The 16,796-nt window shown below is 48.6% G+C and carries 13 protein-coding genes; 11 read left to right on the top strand and 2 right to left on the bottom strand.

Features of this window, described 5'->3' with window-relative positions:
* Nucleotides 1-58 precede the first annotated feature (58 nt).
* From B0X71_RS19260 to B0X71_RS19215, 10 genes are all read left to right on the top strand, one after another.
* On the top strand, nucleotides 59-355 hold the full coding sequence (locus tag B0X71_RS19260; protein ID WP_077591185.1) for a DUF4258 domain-containing protein: 297 nt from the start codon (nucleotides 59-61) through the stop codon (nucleotides 353-355).
* A gap of 16 nt (nucleotides 356-371) precedes the next feature.
* On the top strand, nucleotides 372-1,619 hold the full coding sequence (locus B0X71_RS19255) for a DUF3854 domain-containing protein (RefSeq protein WP_077591184.1): 1,248 nt from the start codon (nucleotides 372-374) through the stop codon (nucleotides 1,617-1,619).
* 95 nt (nucleotides 1,620-1,714) lie between these two features.
* Entirely contained in the window at nucleotides 1,715-2,209 is a 495-nt protein-coding gene (locus B0X71_RS19250; RefSeq protein WP_077591183.1) for a hypothetical protein, read from the top strand.
* A gap of 302 nt (nucleotides 2,210-2,511) precedes the next feature.
* Nucleotides 2,512-2,871 carry a pilin gene (locus B0X71_RS19245; protein WP_232336893.1) on the top strand — a complete coding sequence of 120 codons (360 nt, stop codon included), beginning with the start codon at nucleotides 2,512-2,514 and terminating at the stop codon, nucleotides 2,869-2,871.
* A 96-nt stretch (nucleotides 2,872-2,967) separates the two neighbouring features.
* Nucleotides 2,968-3,291, top strand: a complete 324-nt coding sequence (locus B0X71_RS19240; protein WP_077591181.1) for a PrgI family mobile element protein — start codon at nucleotides 2,968-2,970, stop codon at nucleotides 3,289-3,291.
* A gap of 2 nt (nucleotides 3,292-3,293) precedes the next feature.
* Nucleotides 3,294-4,184 (top strand): hypothetical protein, encoded by an 891-nt coding sequence (locus tag B0X71_RS19235; RefSeq protein WP_077591180.1) that lies wholly within the window; start codon nucleotides 3,294-3,296, stop codon nucleotides 4,182-4,184.
* Nucleotides 4,150-6,222 (top strand): VirB4 family type IV secretion system protein, encoded by a 2,073-nt coding sequence (locus B0X71_RS19230; RefSeq protein WP_408634159.1) that lies wholly within the window; start codon nucleotides 4,150-4,152, stop codon nucleotides 6,220-6,222. The genes B0X71_RS19235 and B0X71_RS19230 overlap by 35 nt, the downstream gene beginning before the upstream one ends.
* 13 nt (nucleotides 6,223-6,235) lie before the next feature.
* On the top strand, nucleotides 6,236-9,595 hold the full coding sequence (locus B0X71_RS19225) for a TrbL/VirB6 family protein (RefSeq protein WP_077591178.1): 3,360 nt from the start codon (nucleotides 6,236-6,238) through the stop codon (nucleotides 9,593-9,595).
* 5 nt (nucleotides 9,596-9,600) lie between these two features.
* Entirely contained in the window at nucleotides 9,601-11,553 is a 1,953-nt protein-coding gene (locus B0X71_RS19220) for a peptidoglycan DD-metalloendopeptidase family protein (protein ID WP_077591177.1), read from the top strand.
* A gap of 15 nt (nucleotides 11,554-11,568) precedes the next feature.
* A complete protein-coding gene (locus tag B0X71_RS19215; RefSeq protein ID WP_077591176.1) occupies nucleotides 11,569-12,195 on the top strand; it encodes a hypothetical protein in 627 nt (208 codons plus the stop codon).
* Between the two features lie 557 nt (nucleotides 12,196-12,752).
* Here the strand turns inward: B0X71_RS19215 and B0X71_RS19210 are convergent.
* Both B0X71_RS19210 and B0X71_RS19205 read right to left on the bottom strand, forming a co-directional pair.
* Entirely contained in the window at nucleotides 12,753-13,346 is a 594-nt protein-coding gene (locus B0X71_RS19210; protein WP_077591175.1) for a hypothetical protein, read from the bottom strand.
* A gap of 5 nt (nucleotides 13,347-13,351) precedes the next feature.
* Nucleotides 13,352-14,623 (bottom strand): hypothetical protein, encoded by a 1,272-nt coding sequence (locus B0X71_RS19205; protein WP_077591174.1) that lies wholly within the window; start codon nucleotides 14,621-14,623, stop codon nucleotides 13,352-13,354.
* 670 nt (nucleotides 14,624-15,293) lie between these two features.
* Here B0X71_RS19205 and tnpC point away from each other — a divergent pair.
* Nucleotides 15,294-16,739, top strand: coding sequence for an IS66 family transposase (tnpC, locus tag B0X71_RS19195; RefSeq protein ID WP_077590740.1), 1,446 nt, complete (start codon nucleotides 15,294-15,296; stop codon nucleotides 16,737-16,739).
* The last annotated feature ends 57 nt before the right edge of the window (nucleotides 16,740-16,796 follow it).

The following is a 16,796-nucleotide window of genomic DNA, read 5'->3' as shown; positions in this document are numbered from 1 at the left end:
CCTATCAATCAGTCCGGGGGCTTTTTTTCATGTCGAAAATGAAAAGGGGTGAAGGACGATGGAGATGAAGATAATCAAAAAAAGACTCATGCAGGGCAAAATGATGATGTCCGACCATGTGGGCGAACGAATGGCGAAACGCGGCTATACCCGAAAAGATCTCATCAGCTGCATTCTCCAGGGCGAATTGACCGAAACGCAATACTATAACCGGCGATTTGGCTTCGTGATTGAAGGGTTTGATGCGGATGATTCACCGATGGTCGTCATTGTGGGCTTTGGCAAAATCAAAGGAACGATGAAAATCATCACGGCCATGCCGCCGATTGCTGACAAATTCAAACGGGTCATTTAAGACTGGAGGGAAGGACATGAGAGGGACACTCAGACGAACAAGATTGAAAGACTGGTATGAAGTGACAAAAGAAGCTTGTCCAATCTGCCACAAGTCGGGGGGCTGTATGATCCATGCAGACGGCAACCGTGTGGTCTGTATTCGGATAGAGAGCAAAAAAGTCTTCTCGAAGCAATTTACATCATGGCTCCATTTCCTGAAAGAGCCGGTTCGTGTGAACACCGAGGACATGGAAGACTATTTGCCGGCACAGCCAAAGGCGCCCATTACGCAGCTGAATGCGGTCTATTCCGCCCTGCTGGATAATATCAGGCTCGAAGAAAACCATTATGCTCAGTTAACAGGCGAAAGCCGGGGGCTGACAGATTCGGAAGTGGCGATTCGTGAATACAGGAGTTTTCCCAGGAAACCATGGGTAGTTACGAAACAGCTGGAACATTATGTGGATGCGGAAGCATTTCATGGGACTCCTGGGTTTTACACTAACCGCTATGGCTGGACGATCGCCGGTATGCAAGGGCTTCTGATTCCGTACCGAAATGAACGAAACCAAATTGGCGGCTTTCAGGTACGTGTGGATGAACCAGGCTTGAAAGCGGTACTGGCTGGGAGCTTTAAAGATAAAGTGACCGCCGAAATCATTGAACGTCCGAACCGGGTGCAGGTGAAGATCAACGGTGAGGTCTACAAAGAAACTTGCCTTGAAGAAGGTGAAAGGCTGGATATTCAGGAGCTTCGCAACTACGGCGTGGTTACATTGAAAAAAGGACAGCGGTACTTCTGGGTCTCCAGTGCAAATAAAGAGAACGGAACCGGCGCTGGCAATCCGATGCCCGTTCATGTGGCCGTTCCCGTTGCCAAACTGAAAGACTGGCAGGAGGGGACGCCGCACCGGGCAAAATCCGTCGGTATTACGGAAGGCGCGCTGAAAGCGGATATCGCGGTTGAGCATATGGCCCGCCTGCACCGTGCCGGTAAACTGGAACTGACGGAGGAATCACCGACCATGCTGGCACTGCCCGGCGTGAATACTTGGATGAATATACTTCCGATGCTTGAGACGATGGGGACGGAAGAAGTCACCATTTACTTCGATATGGATATGCTGTCGAATCCGGATGTGTTGAGGGCAACGAAGCAAATGCTTATCAAACTGAAGGAAGAGGGGTATAAAGTGAACTTGTCCATGTGGAGTGAGGAAGATGGAAAAGGCATTGATGATGTTTTTCTCCAAGGGAAATTCCCGCAGATCAAGCAAGTGTGATGAGAGAATCAATCAAGCAGTATGAAAAGAGGGGAGTCGAAATTACCGGCTCCCTTTTTCTATACATAATAAATAGAATTAGGGAGGAATTGAGCATGAATGCAATTCAAGAAACAATTCAAGGGTACAAAAAACGGGTCGGGGATTTCTTTTCTCCGGAAAGACGGTTATTCATCTCAGTGGTAACCGGCTGGTCTGTTCTATTCTTCACGGCACTCTTGCCGATGACGGTTGCCTTGAATTTCACAGGGCTGATCGCCGAGACGGCTGACAGTATAGCGGGACCGGGCATCTTCATTGTGCTTTTTTACTTTGCCGCTCGCTATTCATTGCTCGGTCCGGTTCTGCGGGTAGGCGCAGCAGGAGTTTCGGTAGCTGGGTTCGTTTCCATCTTCGACTACTTCTTCTCAAGCCGGGACACAAGAGGGTCACTGACGATGGGTGCTTTGTTCGGAGCAGCGGTGATTTTCGCTTTTATACTGACTTGGAACGCTCTTAAAGGTTTCTGGTACTTGTTGAAAGAAACGGTCGTCTTTATCCAGAATTATGATGTCGTAAGAGACGCTGTGCGAATTAGAAAAGCTGTTTAACTGAACCGTTCCGGAAGCTTTCTGCCAAGATGCAGAAAGCTTTTTTCTATGAGGGCATATAGGAGTAGAAATTATGAGAAAGTAAACGTGGATAGATAAGCATAGAAAACAGGAAAAAACTTTAAAAACTGTTGCAACAAATTTGTCCATTGTATAATATAAGGGTAACCGAATACTAAACTGGGAGCACCCCACTTTGATCACGACCTACACACAGTGTAGCGTTGTCGTGCTTGAAGTGGGGTTTTTCGCGTTTTAAAGCGGACTCCTCACTAAAAATGGAGGTGTAGATCGTGAAAGAAATGATTTCAAAGGCAAAATCAACAATCGCCTACAGCCTTGCAGCTGTGTCCATGTTCGCTATGGCATCGGCCGCATCTGCGAATGTGCAGGACGCGATGACAAATGCAGGCATCACTGGTACAGGACAAACGGATGGTCTCTTTGAAGATCTTACGAATGTCGTATATCTCCTCATGGGAGTCGGCGGGATTTGGGCGGTTGCCTTCGTTGTAATCGGCGGCATGCTTCTGGCAGGTAGCTCAGGGAATCCGCAAAAGCGCGGACAGGGGATTGCAGCACTCGCTACGGCATCTGCTGGAATCTTCGTTATTTACAAAGCCTACGATATCGCCGGCTGGGCAACAGGCATTGCTAACTAAGCACTCATATGTACTGACAGTGGAGCACACCTTCATTTTCCTTTAAATGAGGGTGTTCTTCATTCACTGCTGATTTCAGAAAGGAGTTCGCAATCTATGCGCGTCTCTAAAGTACCCATTGATATGTCCAGTGAGCAAAAAGAAATTATGGGCGTGGTTTCCAAACGGCAGCTGACGTACCTTCTTGTGAGCGGAATTTTGCTCTACACCTATATTCCTCCGGTATTTACCCTCTTTAATGTATTCGGCTGGATTGTTGGTGCGAGTGTCGCCCTCATCAGCGCATTGCCCGTCGTCTTCGCCGTCATCTTCTTCGCATTTTTCAAAGTAGAGAAGTACAACATGAACCGCGATTACTTCTATTGGATCAAGTTCCAGCGTAAGACTCAATATGGCAGCTGGCGAAAGGGGCGAGAATAAGAATGAAGGATTTGCTGTTTATTGCAGTTCTGGTAAGTGCAGTTTATGTCTTTTACCGCATCATGTTGAAAGAACCGATACTGCCATGGAAAGAGAAGAAACCGCAAACACCGAAAGTGAAAACGAAAACGAGCAAAACCAAGAAAACGACCAATACTGAGACAGAGGAAGAAGAAGCCCGACCTTTCCAGGAACTCTTTCCAAATGTCGTCGGTATTGAAAACCATATGATCCGCCACAGCAACAATACATTTTCGCTGATGGCTGAAGTGTATCCGGTGAATTACTTTCTTATGAATCCATCGGAACAAGATGCGGTCGATGCGATATTCGAAACATGGCTCGCCCAGGTTGAGGATGTCCGCTGGTACTTGCAGAATCGCTTCGTGGATTTAACGGAACCGATTAAAGAAATCCAAAGAACGATGGATTCCGAGGACGACCTTCATCCGAATGCCATTGAGTACGGGGTGAACCTGATCGAAGAGCTGAAAAACTGGCAATCGTCCACGCCACGGTATGAAACGAAACGGTTCATGGTATTCGACTATCGTGTCGATGAGAAGGAAATCCGGGCAGAAACGGACGAAGAATTGGAAGAAAAAATCATCGATAAGGCATTCAATGAACTGCACCGCCGCCTGACTGCTGCCAAGATGCAGTTGAAGAAAGCGGATATCGAAGTTCACATGCTGACAACAGATGGAATCTCTGAAACGCTTTACTACCAATTCAATCGACGCCGTGCTTTAAAGAGCCAGTACCGCGATTTTGAGGAGCAAGAGAAATTGGCCATGTTCGTCACCGCTGACCAGACGGCAGCGCAGATTCTGCGTGTGAAAGGGGAAATTGAGAGTGCTGAAAAAGAAAAGCCGCAAGAAACAGCAAGCTGATTCAGTTGTGGAGCTGCCGATAGACGAATCGAAACTCCCGATGAACATGGTGGCCGACATATGGGATATTATCTCTCCTGACGGTCTCCGGATCGACAAGGTATCGGATGATTACGGGGTCATGAAACAGTCACTCGGAACGAAGACGTTTTTCCGTCCTTACTATGTGACGCGAGAAGGGTTTCCCCGGAAAATGCAGACCAACTGGCTGTATTCCCTGACTTCGAGCGGTGAAATGGATCTCATGGTTCATGTAAATAAAATCAAGAAAAATGAAGCAATTCGAATGCTGCAGAAACAAAATACGATTCTCCACTCAAACCTGGCTTACCAGGCGAAACGGGGCAATCAGGATCAGATTCTCGATATCAAGACGAAAATCGCAGACACGGAAGTGCTTATGGAAGAAATCCAGTTCAGCGATAATGATGCCTTCAATGTCGGAATCAATTTTGCCCTGTATGCCGACTCGGAACGTGAACTGGACAAATACAGCGAGTACATCGAAGACGAGTTGGCTTCTAAATTTTTCACGGTCGCCTCCACTTGGGGTCGGGTGAAGCGAGGACTCCGGAGCGTCACACCTCTCAGTATGAATGAAATCAGTGACTCTCCGCGCAACTTGGACAGACGGTCACTTACCACATTCTCTCCATTCATCAGCGGCAGCGGGAAATTCAACGGCGGCATACCGCTCGGCAAGAATCTCATCACGGGCCAGAAGGAGTTTTATAACGCCTTTGGTACGGCTGAAAACCGCCCGGAAAACTATAACATGGCCATATTCGGCGTATCCGGTTCCGGTAAGTCCCTTGCCTTGAAACTTCTGCTCTCCCGGGAAACAACCGGTTTAGCCGTACACTCGCGGCTGATCGATGTAGAGGGAGAATTCACCCGAATCGTTAAACGGCTCGGCGGCACAGTCGTCACATTGGCAGAGGAAAGTTCGACTCGGATTAACCCGCTTGCCATGAACGTGACGAATATCCCGATCGATGACAGCACGGACGATGAAGAATTGGAAATGCTCGACAATGAAGACCAGCGCGAAATCGTTGAAAAAAACGGGAAACGCTACATATCCTTCGTGCCGATACGGGAGAAAATCAATGAAGTTCTAGGCTTCTTCGATATTATCTGCCGCGGGAAGAACCAGGAAGAAGAAGGACTGACCGTCTTTGAACGGAATTTTGTCGAGATTGCCTTAAAAGACATATTCGAGGAATTCGGATTTACGACACACCCATCTTCGCTCTTTGAAGACAAAGCAAAAGAAGTAAACGGAATGATCGTCCAGTCCCGCGCCCGGAAAGCAGAACCGACGTTGACGGACGTATACAACTACCTGAAAAAGCATTTCGGGGAAGAGACCAATTGCGAACGTCTCCTGGCTGCCATTCGTCCGTTCCTCCGGGACGGCTCGAAACCAATATTCGATGGTCAGACATATCTAGGGGAAGAAGATGTGGATCTTCATTCGGCAAGGCTGGTGAGTTTCAACATTTCACAGATGGAAGAAGGATTCCTTCGGCCGATCGCTTACCATGTCATTCTCAACTATGTATGGGAATACTTCATCAAGAACGTGGACAACGAGAAAAAGAAGAAAATCGTATATGCCGATGAATTCTGGACACTCGTGGACAATGAGCAGACCGTCTCCTTCGCGGAGAAAGTCGCACGACGGGCGCGGAAACGGAACGCCGGTCTCCGCATCGCTTCCCAGGACGTACAGCGCATACTGGAATCGAAAAAGGCACGGGCGGTTATCCAAAACGCGCATACGGTGTTCTTCTTGAAGCAAAACCGAATTGACCTGAAGCTCATTGAGGAAAACTTCGATTTGTCGCAGGGGGAACTCGATACCCTGTTCCAGAATCCGGATAAAGGGGAAGGCATACTCCGGGCTGGCCGTTCCTCTATTTGGCTGAAGACCGATCCTTCTAAAGAAGAACTGATCTTCATCGAAAGCAACACGGCGCATTTGGAAGAGCACCGGAAACGGCAGCGATTCCAAAACGATCGCTACTTAGAGTAAGGAGGCGGCCTGATTGTTTGGGAATGTGACAGAGAACTTACTCGAAATCTTCGAAAATATGTTTGTGTGGTTCATGGACAGTTTAATTACGCCTTTTACGGGGCTGCGCTCCCTGCAGACATTAATTTTCGGCACAGACGAGACGTTCAGCACCGTCTGGGGAACATTCAAACCCGAAGAACTGAGCGATGCTTTCAGTCCGCTGTACTACACCATGATGGGACTCGCTGGAGTCTTTCTGTTGGCGCTCATCGTCATTAACGGAATGCGGATCAGTTCTGCAGGCATCAATCCGAATAGCCGGTCTGTTTTGATGGAATTCTTGAAAGACTTGCTGATTGTCGGGATTGTCTTGGTGAATCTGCCGCTTTTATATGATTTGTTGTTCGCCATCAATATGGATATTGTCAGCATTTTTGCAACGGCTTATGATGATCAATCCATCATTCGCTTTGAGAGCACAGTTGAAAAATTCCAGTCTGCTCTTCCCGGGCCTGCCCAAACGATGGGCGTCATCGGGACGATTGCGATTTTGCTTGTCATCTTGGGGCTCACGCTTTGGGCGAATTTCTATTACCTCATGCGAAAGATAACCCTAATCATCCTAATGGCCATTGGCCCGTTAATGATGGTCCTCTGGCTGTTGCCGCAGTTCAAAAGTGTGACAGCTGCATGGTTTAGAGAATTGGTTGGTTCCATTTTTGTTCAGTGTATCCATGCCTTTGTCTTTTGGACAGTCGCTACGATTGCTGCAGCTGAATCCAGCTTCATTGCTTCTGTCATTCTCTACATGATTTTCATACCAATCAGTGAGTCGATTCGTCGGTTGCTGACCATGGGAGGGGACATGCAGGGCGGTCTGAATAAGGCAGGTTCTATGCTTGGCATGGCGGCACTTGCGGGTATGTATGGCTCAGTTAAGGGAGCTGTGAAAGATCAGTCGGTCATGGGTGCATTGCGAGAAGCTACCCATGGCGCAAGAGATTCCATGAAAGGCAAGAGTGGTGCAGGCGGTGAAGGCGGAGATGATATTAAATCCAAACTTGGGGCGAAAGCCGGAAGTGACGATGGAACATCACCAAAAGCTGAAAAAATGCTCCGTTCCGGAGATATTACCTCCAGAGCCGGAAAAGCCGTACTCGGTATGGCAGGTTCACTGGCTGGATCGCCACTTGGACCGGTCGGTGCAATGGCCGGTGCTGCAGGCGGTGCTGCGCTAGGTGAAAAGGCAGGCGGGTTAACAGGTCGCCTTGGCGCCGGCGTGGTTCAGGGTGTCGGCAACCGAGTCGGCAAAGGACTCGAAGCCGTGCGCGAGAAGAATAAAGAAACAGACACGGAAGGTTACGCCGCAGCAATGGCTGACGAAGAGACAACGAATTGGGCAAGCCAGAATAAGGACGCTGTCATGTCGGACCTGAAAGAACGTTTCCCGGATGCATCCAGTGGTGAACTGGAAAGTAAATACGATGCGCTCAAAGCGGAAAAACGCGCCGGGTATTACAAGCAAGCGAAGCTTGAATTGGCTAAAGCTCCGGAAGAAGCGAAGAAAATGGGATTGGCTCAAAACATGGCATCCGCTTCAGCGGACAGTGTGGCTGACCAATGGGCTGCCAACAATGAAGAATCCTTCAATAGAAGCTATGACGCTACAGAACCGCAACGGGAAAACGAATCTGACAAAGCTTTCCGAAGTCGGCGGGCGACCGCTTTCCAAGAAAAGAAATTGGGAATGCGGAATAAGGTCTATGATGAAGCACTTGCCACAATGAAAACGGATGACCTAAGCGCACCGATAAAGAAAGAAGGATTTGGTGAAAAGCTAGCAGTCCGCCTGAATAACATTGAGGGTCTTGGCGACGGTTCGGGCTATGCCGATTCAGTGGAAGCGGCAGTGAAAGGTGTTCCTGCCACCCCATTGCTTGGCAAGGACGGGAAAGTGAATGTCACTTACCTTTCAAACGCTATGGCCAATATGAAAACGGATAGACTGGGTCAAGAATTTATCGCCGATCAGGTGAAACAAGGGGTTCCGCAAGATGTAGCCACGAAAGATTGGGAAAAGAATCATCAGAAACCGGCCTATCAGCAATCACTTGATCAATACAACAATACCTTCAAAGGTGCCATTCCAGACAAACCGCTAACCGAGCATATGAGCAAATCATACAAACTCAAGCAAGCGGCTGGGAACGTCGGCACATTTATTGCCGGTGCATCCAATATCGGGTTTGTTGACGGCATTAAGGATTTAGGCAAGGGCGTACAAGCAGGACAGGTGAATTTCCTTTCATCCGTATACGGTTCCGATGAAGGCAACATGATTAGTCGGGGAGCAAAAGCGGTCGTTCCGTCCGTCCGTTTTGGAACGGAAACAGCGGCTGGTTCATTCGCTAATCGAAATGGCGGCGTGGTCGAAGGACAACAAGCGCTCGCAGGGCGGATTGGATATGCAGGCGGGCTTGTTGGCGGACTAAAAGGTTACCAGGTTAGCAAAAACCTAACGCAAAAACTTACGCCGCTCGGCACCCAGGTTCAAGAAGCAATCTCATCGCCTGGAGAGGTCTTGCAGATGGCTCAAACCACAATGGATGACCGTGGAAACGTTCAATTGGCGAAAGGGGCTGTCCGACAGGTCATTACGCCAACCGAATCCTATGTTGAAGTTATGACAAAGAGCGGGGAGAAACGCATCGTTTCCCGTAAAGGCGCAGGCCATTCCGGCTTGAAACAGGGCGAGACGGTTTATCAGGAACTCGAAATGCAAGACGATATGCTCGTGGTCTCGAAAGCTAAAAATTCCGGAACGACGACTTACCGAATGGATAGCGCAGGTGGGCGGATGCCATCAAATGTGGTGGTCGAACAAAATCCAAACGCCTTGCTCGGACAATCGAAAGCGAAATCCCCGCATCAGCAGATTGCACGACAACAGATGCCTGTTTTCAGCCAGTCAGTGAATCATGGCTCATTCTATGTTGAAGATCTGAACAGAGAAGGTATGCAAAATGTGCAAGTCGTGGTCGAGAAAGACCGTCAGTTTGTTACTGCCCAAAAAGAGGGTGTTACTTACCGGGTATCCCCTGTTTACTCAGGAGATTCGAGGCTCGGAAACGAACAGACCATCAATGTGCCGATGAATGTAAGAAATAACACCATTTCTCCTTCTGTGAAACAAGGTTCAGCTGTTGCGGTGGAGTCGCAGTTGAATGGAGAAGCACATGATCACTATTCAACGCAAAGCCTTAGCGGCATGATGCCCGACAAAAATTTCGAGAACTTGATGCCGACTAAACATACGCAACGTGTTAACCGCTCGCTTAACAAACGGGCGGATATTGATGCAGTAAGACGGAAACAAGGATTGCTGGGGTGACGTAAATGTTGCATGAAAAACAGCAAAACGAACAATCAGCCGGCGGTAAAGCAGTAAAGACCGCCGGTAAAAAACTGGCAAAACGTGCGGCTAAGAAAGCGTTGAAAAAAGCAGCGACAAAAGCAGGCGCTAAAGCGGCTGCAAAAGTAGCATTGAAAACGGGACTTTCCTTAATTGGAAAAGCGGTGGCAGGACTCGTCGGCTTTGTCGGCGGTCCTTTCATTATCGGTGCGCTAATTGTTCTTGCGGCTCTGATCCTAATATTTGTGGCCGTGGCTTTACTGTTTTCCATTGGCGTAGAAGAAGAGCTTAATGAAGAAGCGTATGAACTAAAACAATACATCGCTGCTGCTGCAGATAGCACAGTGGATATGAGTAAACCGGAACAAATTCCCTATAAGGTACCGCCTGCGTTAATTATTGTGGCAATGGAGCTTTATGACGTGGAAACCGGAGAGATGACAGAAAAAGAGACAGTGGATATCGTTGCCAATGCACTAAAGCCGGAATTTACTTACTCCACCCGGCAAGGGAGCATCGAAACAAAGCAAACAGTCTGTCGGGAAGATGAAGGCTGCAAGACCACTGAATCTACAACTCCATTTGAAATTGACGTATTCGAAAGTGTTCAGGCTTGGGATCGGTCGCTGGTAAATACCTATGAGCCTTACTTCACCGAGTGGGTAACTACTACTCGCGTTCATTACGAACAAGTCAAGGAACCGAAACGGGACGAATTCGGAAAAATAATTCCGGGTCAATTCGTGTATCGGGATATTAAGGTGACCACCAAAACGAAAACAAGAGCAGAAACTTTTGTTTCGGATACGATTGAAACGATGGATTATTCCCATTACGACATGGTGTTGTCCGGAGAGCCATTTAATTACGGCCAGCAGGATAAACTGTTTGTAGAAGCGCTTTATGCAGTCACTGGCGGCGAAATCCATTATAAGGAATGGCTGACCGGAAACTCGCTGATCGGCTTCAACGGAACCGTGACGCCAGGTTCGAGTGTCCCTTCGCAGTACATGGAAATCTATCTCGCCGCAGAAAAGGCGTACCGAGTGGACTGGTACTATATCGCCGCAATTCACTATGTAGAAACCGGATTCAGTACCCATCCGACGATGATCTCGTCAGTCGGAGCAGAGGGCCATACACAATTCATGCCCTGCACATGGATGGGCTGGAGTTACCTGGGCTGTAAGGGTTCAAATGGATATGTAAGTGTTTCTGAATCGGTTAAATATAACCCAATAACCATCGACAAATACGGCGGTTTCGGAATCGATGCCGATAAGAATGGAAAAGCTTCACCATGGGATATCAAGGATGCTATTTTTGCGACCGCTTCCTACTTGAATGCAAATGGCTTTTCCAAAAACATCGATAAGTCGATTCGAGCCTATAACCACTCCGATATCTATGTAAGAGATGTAAAAGCAGCTGCCGCTAGATTTAAGACAGAAGCGACCTATATGCCTGGCGGCGGCGATATTCCAGCATTGGCTCCGGGCTCGTTTATGCGGCCAGCTGTCGGACGAAATACTTCCGGATACGGCGGACGATACATAGATGGCGAGTACAGTTATCATTACGGGGTCGATATTGCCAGCGGACAAGGGACTCCGATTGTAGCGGTCGCTGATGGTGTCGTCTCGAGAGCAGTATCAGGCTGTCCGCCCAAAGGGTATTATGGCAGCAACTGCGGCGGCGGCTGGGGGAATCATGTGTGGGTCAAGCACACAGTCGGCGGTGCCAGCTTTGAAGCGGTATACGGTCACTTTGCAAGAATCGGAGTCGTTCAAGGCCAGATTATAAAGCAAGGCCAATTCCTGGGCGGCATGGGGACAAGCGGCAGTTCAACAGGAGTACACTTGCATTTTGAACTTCATTCCCCAGTGAGATCCGGTTATCGGAACGTTTTGAATCCGACACTATATATTCCGATGTAGAAGGGGGAACAAGCGATGAAACGGTCGAATAAATGGCTCCTGTTGGGTGTTCCTCTTATCGGAATTATTCTTACTGCCGGTGTGTTGCTTTCCTTGGGATTTGGCACTCAAACCGAATACAGTGAAGAGAAATCGAGCGAAGAACAGCCAGATGAAACAATCAACCGGTCGGTCGAGAATTACCATAAGATGCAGTCGTTCATTTTGGCGAAAGTCCCCGAAGAAGACGTATTTGTGAAGCATCTCCATAGCGAACACGGGACCGATCAATCTACTACCGATGATTTAAAAGCATCAGCGATCCATACCTTTTACGCAGCCATCGAAACAGGCAATCCGCATCTCTTGTCCGGATCACTGACTCCGGAAACCTACCAGGGAATTTGGGGGGATGAAACCGACTTCACCAAGCGAGAGCAGGCGGTGACGGATTACCTGGTTCGCTTAAACCCGTCAGATTCACTTCAACAGATAACCTATAAAATGGAACTGGATACTTATGGGAGTGAAACACTGCAAGGCGTCATTACCCTGACCTACGCAGGAACCTCAACTCTTGAAATCCCATTTGAATTCGTGCTGTATGGAGAAGATTTCGAGCCAATGTACCTTCTCGAATTAGAGACGGACCTAGCGGCATAGTCAACCGCTCCGATCAACGGACAAAGCATGAAAAAACCGCTCCCTCACTAAAAGAGGGCAACGGTTTTTGTATGAAGAATTTAATTAGCGTTCAGCTAGAAAACGCTTGAAAAAAGGGGGTTTTTATCAGAACTTACGGGAACGTATGTGCGGAATATGGTATAATAAAGGGGCAGGTAACTATGGCACTCAAGGGTGGTGGCCCACTCCCGAAAGAAAGGGGGTGAGGCGTATGTCAGTCTACGAAGCTCTGACATTTGCTGTTTCGTTCAGCACATTGATCGTTTTAATACTGACGACCAAGAACGAAAAAAAGTAATCCACCTGCGAGTTTGAGCGGCTCTGTGGGGGGATTACTTTTTCCTCTGTATTAACGGCCATCATGCATGCCTAGACCTGCAGCCGTCCGATGTTCGCGCATCGGGCGGTTTTTTCTGTTCTACAGTGATTATACCACTGAATAGCGAATAATTAAACAGGTTAGCCGCTTCCGCAGCAAACGAAAAAACTTGCCTCTCCTAAAGGACAGGAACAGACAAGTTTGATTCTCACTCATTCTACTTTTTTCGACTTGCATTTCGGTACAGCTGCCGCTTCATGGCACTCCACGAACCAAATTTATTAATGATGGTCGAGAAAGCAGGGAGTCCTTTATTGGCCGAAGCCGTCATCTGCCATTCCAGGGAAGAGGGTGGGGCATCCGGAAAGTGCCGGAGAATCACCTCTCCCAAATTTTCTTTCGTCCACTTCGTCCTTTTCCGGTAGCCGGTCAGCTCCGAAATTTCTTCATCGTCCAGTTTAGTGAAGAGCAGCTGGTAATTCGGAAGCCCGTTGTCATTGGCGTACTTGTTCCATTTGCTGGCTGATTGAAGAGCATGGCCATGCGTTTTCAAGATGGTCCGCACATCTTCCGCGCTGTAGACGGAAGGGCGGTGCTGTCCTTGCACTTCTGCGCCGAACACTTCCTTTACCGCATTCCAGGAACCGAAGTGCTGGATCAAGGTCTGAGAATGGGGAAGTCCTTCAGCTTTGCTGAATTCGTTCCAGTTCCGGACGGAAGTCATTTGCCCGACATGCGGTTTCAGCAGCTGGATCAATCGTTTACTCTTGGGCGAATGTTCTTGGAAATGATTCGATTCATTCTCTGTCATGCTGCTCACTCCACTGCTGTTTGATAGGTAAGTTCATCCCACGTATAGCCGATATTCTTGTAGTGGCGAATGACCGCGTTCGTATCCATGAGATAGGCGGTCACGTCTCCCATCCGTTCCACGAAGTTCCGGGACTCCTTAAGGTTTAAACCTGCTGAAGCCGCATGGAACAAAAGGGCATTGCGGTTCACTTGATGAAACGTATTGACCAATAGGTCGTTTTCCAAAAACCGTCTGAAAACGTTCCAGAAGTAGCCCGATTTTTTGAAATAGAATTCATAGCGTCTATCAGCCAGCGACAAGTTCTTAATCTGAGCATCATCGGCGAGGAATAGGTCAGAACCGTACTGCTCGTACTCAAATTTCAATTCGTAGGAAGGGACAACCAACGGCTGCTCCTGTCCTTTTCCAGCGCTCGCTGTTTTCAAGGCTTCAAGCAATGTCGCTTCGTCCGTCAGGTCAGCATCGTAGAAATGACTGACGGAAGCCGGCAGCAGATTGGATAGAAGGTAATGCAGTTTTCCTGTCTCTGTATCGAATGCCAGGACCGCTGATTCAACATTCATGTAATCGGTGAAGTCGTTTTTCGCATTCAGGAATGCCGTCACCTCCGCAACTGTAAATTTATTGAATTCGGAAACTTTGTACACTCTGTCTAGAAATTCAAGTTCTTCGATGGCTCGGCCTCTTGTCTCGCCCTCAACGGGAACCAACGGCGTCTTTAAGTATTTTTCCTCCCGGTTCTCAACGTATGGATAGGTTCGGTCAGAATTTGAAGTGTCCATGCCCCAAAGCGGGTGTTTCTTTATGAGCTCACTGTGGTAACGCTGTTGCCGGATAGAATCTTTTTCGTGTTTCGTCAGGAACAGCCAGCGGAGTTTGGAAACCTCGTAGTTCGGCTTCTTTTCCTTTCCTTTTCGCTCCGGCAAAAATGGTTCGATGCAGACCGTCCAGATTATTGCCACCGGAAAGGCGAGAAGAATCGGGATGAGGGGCAATAGCAGGATGGCCGCGCAAGTGATGATGAAAAACATGAAAGTGATATAGATAATCGTCCAGAACGTCTCAAAGCTGTTGTCCCGGATCAGTCCGACCCGCTCGGCAAATGCCCGCAATCCGGTCGTGTCCGCAAAGTTCAGCCAGAATTCCCAATTTAGAATAAAGATTGCAGCCACGATGAACGTGACCACCAGTCCCATGCACCCGGCCAGTCGGGATGAACGCTGGATTTCGTACTGCTGTTTCGCTTCGACAAACCATAGGAGATCGCGTAGCATTTTCCTCACCTCTCATTTTTTATAATTCATAATATAACGTTATATATTTATTATATCAATCCATTTTTCGCAAGTCAATGGTTCTTGATGTATTCAATCCGTTCCATTGAAAAAAGCACCGCTCCAAAAGGGAGAGTGCTCTTGCTTTCTATGTCGCCTAAGAAGGCTGTCTGAAGCGTTATCAGCTTTCCGGCTCTCTATATCCTTCCCGTTCATTTCGCCGGCTGGCGAGCCATTGCTGTCCATTCTACGAAGAATAGCCGTGTAGAGGGAAGAGGTCTCAATCGAGTTATGACCCAGCTGATCACGCAGGGCAACAAGAGAGCTGCCCTCTTCAGGGAACCGTTTGGCGAATGGTTGGTTTCTAAGTCGGAGCTGGCATTTCCATTCTACTTGAGACGTCTTCGCCCTTTCACTATACCGTTTCCGTTCATAAAAGTAGGTGAAAAATTGCGAACGTTCACAAACTATTTTTCCACGTTTACGAACTCTCTTATTAGTCATTTTCAGTCCTTTTCAACCCGTTCGTAAACGTGTACTTTTACGAACGGTTCTACTTTATAAAGTTTATTTATTTTAATTTGTAACTACTTAGGTATGCCTCAAGTTTAACTTTCTGTGCAGCGGGTATCGATTCCCAATTTCACTTATTGAAAGCGGGGTGCCAATCATGAAGCTCAGCCCGGAAGAGATCAAAGCAATCAGTCACAGTACGCCCGAGGAGATCGAGAAGGTCCTGACGGGTCTTTGTACATACATTGAAAAACTGGAGACGAAAATCGACCAACTGGAAACCCGGGTACAGGATCTCGAGCGGCAGCTTGGCACAAACAGCCGCAACAGCAGTAAACCGCCATCTTCCGATGGTTTCCGGAAACCGAAAAGCCTTCGGAAGCCGGGCGGCAAACATGGAGCCCCGAACGGACATAAAGGGCATACGCTGAAGATGAGTGCAACACCGGACGAAGTGATCGTCCATGAGCCGGAAATCTGTACACACTGCAGTTATCTGCTAGGAGAAGTCCCTGTCCATAGCTGCAAAAAGAGACAAGTATTGGACCTGCCGGTCCCCCGCTTAATCTATACCGAGCATCAGGCGGCTGCCAAGCGCTGTCCGAACTGCCGGCACGAGGAGTACGGATCGTTTCCGCAGGAAGTGAAAGCGCCTGTCCAGTATGGGGATGGCGTGCAGGCCTGGACCGCTTACCTGAATATGTACCAGCACCTCCCGCTGGAACGGATCTGCCAGCTGTTCAATGATCTCACGGGCCACCGCCCGAGCGAAGGCACTCTCCTTGCAAGCCTCGAAAAGCTCTCGGACCGGCTGGAACCGCATGAGCAGACAATCCGGGTTCGCCTGCTGGACAGTCCTGTCGTTCATGCGGACGAGACCGGGATGTCGTCCGACGGCCGCAGGAACTGGCTCCATCTCATTTCGAATGCATGCTGGACGCTTTATCACATCCATCCCAAAAGAGGGAAAGAAGCGTTCGATGATTTCGGTTTCCTCACCGCTTATAAGGGGACGGTGGTCCACGATTTCTGGGCCTCCTACTTCAATCCGGCCTACAAGGCAGCGCATGCCCTGTGCGGTTCCCATCTGATCCGGGAATGTGAAGGGATCACTGAATACGATGGGCATCGGTGGGCAGCTGAGATGCAGACTCTCCTGCGGGAAGCACTGGCGGTGAAGAAACAGGCCACAGAGGCCGGAAGGCCGGTCCCGGAAGAATCAGCCGGCGCGATTGAATTCAGGTATGATGAGATTCTGGAAAACGGAGCCGGTGAATGGCGGGTGCCGCCGCCTCCGAAAAACCCCGGTGAGCGCGGAAAGCACAAGAAGACCAAGTCAGCGAATCTTGCCGAGCGGTTCGTTCTGTACAAGGCCGATATCCTGCGGTTTCTTCGGGATGGGCAAGTTCCTTTCGACAACAACCAGGCTGAACGGGACGTGCGGATGATGAAGGTCAAATCAAAGGTTTCCGGCCCTTTCCGCACGGAAAAAGGGGCTATTCAATTCGCCCGGATACGCGGGTTCATTTCCACTGTCCGAAAACAAGGGAAGAACCTCCTTGAATCACTCATTTTGGTGAACCAGGGACGTTTCTCTTTTTAAGAACCTAAGTAGTTACTTTAATTTAATAAATGTAAGTTTTTGGTACAATCAATATAA

Origin of the sequence: Planococcus lenghuensis, assembly GCF_001999905.1 — a bacterium.
GTDB lineage: Bacteria > Bacillota > Bacilli > Bacillales_A > Planococcaceae > Indiicoccus > Indiicoccus lenghuensis.
This window is presented reverse-complemented; position numbering and strand designations above follow the sequence as displayed.

What these genes read in the sequence shown, in the direction of transcription:
- B0X71_RS19210 (WP_077591175.1), bottom strand. Translation starts at nt 13,346, where the DNA reads ATGACAGAGAATGAATCGAATCATTTCCAAGAACATTCGCCCAAGAGT.
- B0X71_RS19260 (WP_077591185.1), top strand. Translation starts at nt 59, where the DNA reads ATGGAGATGAAGATAATCAAAAAAAGACTCATGCAGGGCAAAATGATG.
- tnpC (WP_077590740.1), top strand. Translation starts at nt 15,294, where the DNA reads ATGAAGCTCAGCCCGGAAGAGATCAAAGCAATCAGTCACAGTACGCCC.
- B0X71_RS19235 (WP_077591180.1), top strand. Translation starts at nt 3,294, where the DNA reads ATGAAGGATTTGCTGTTTATTGCAGTTCTGGTAAGTGCAGTTTATGTC.
- B0X71_RS19250 (WP_077591183.1), top strand. Translation starts at nt 1,715, where the DNA reads ATGAATGCAATTCAAGAAACAATTCAAGGGTACAAAAAACGGGTCGGG.
- B0X71_RS19215 (WP_077591176.1), top strand. Translation starts at nt 11,569, where the DNA reads ATGAAACGGTCGAATAAATGGCTCCTGTTGGGTGTTCCTCTTATCGGA.
- B0X71_RS19205 (WP_077591174.1), bottom strand. Translation starts at nt 14,623, where the DNA reads ATGCTACGCGATCTCCTATGGTTTGTCGAAGCGAAACAGCAGTACGAA.
- B0X71_RS19240 (WP_077591181.1), top strand. Translation starts at nt 2,968, where the DNA reads ATGCGCGTCTCTAAAGTACCCATTGATATGTCCAGTGAGCAAAAAGAA.
- B0X71_RS19220 (WP_077591177.1), top strand. Translation starts at nt 9,601, where the DNA reads ATGTTGCATGAAAAACAGCAAAACGAACAATCAGCCGGCGGTAAAGCA.
- B0X71_RS19245 (WP_232336893.1), top strand. Translation starts at nt 2,512, where the DNA reads ATGATTTCAAAGGCAAAATCAACAATCGCCTACAGCCTTGCAGCTGTG.
- B0X71_RS19255 (WP_077591184.1), top strand. Translation starts at nt 372, where the DNA reads ATGAGAGGGACACTCAGACGAACAAGATTGAAAGACTGGTATGAAGTG.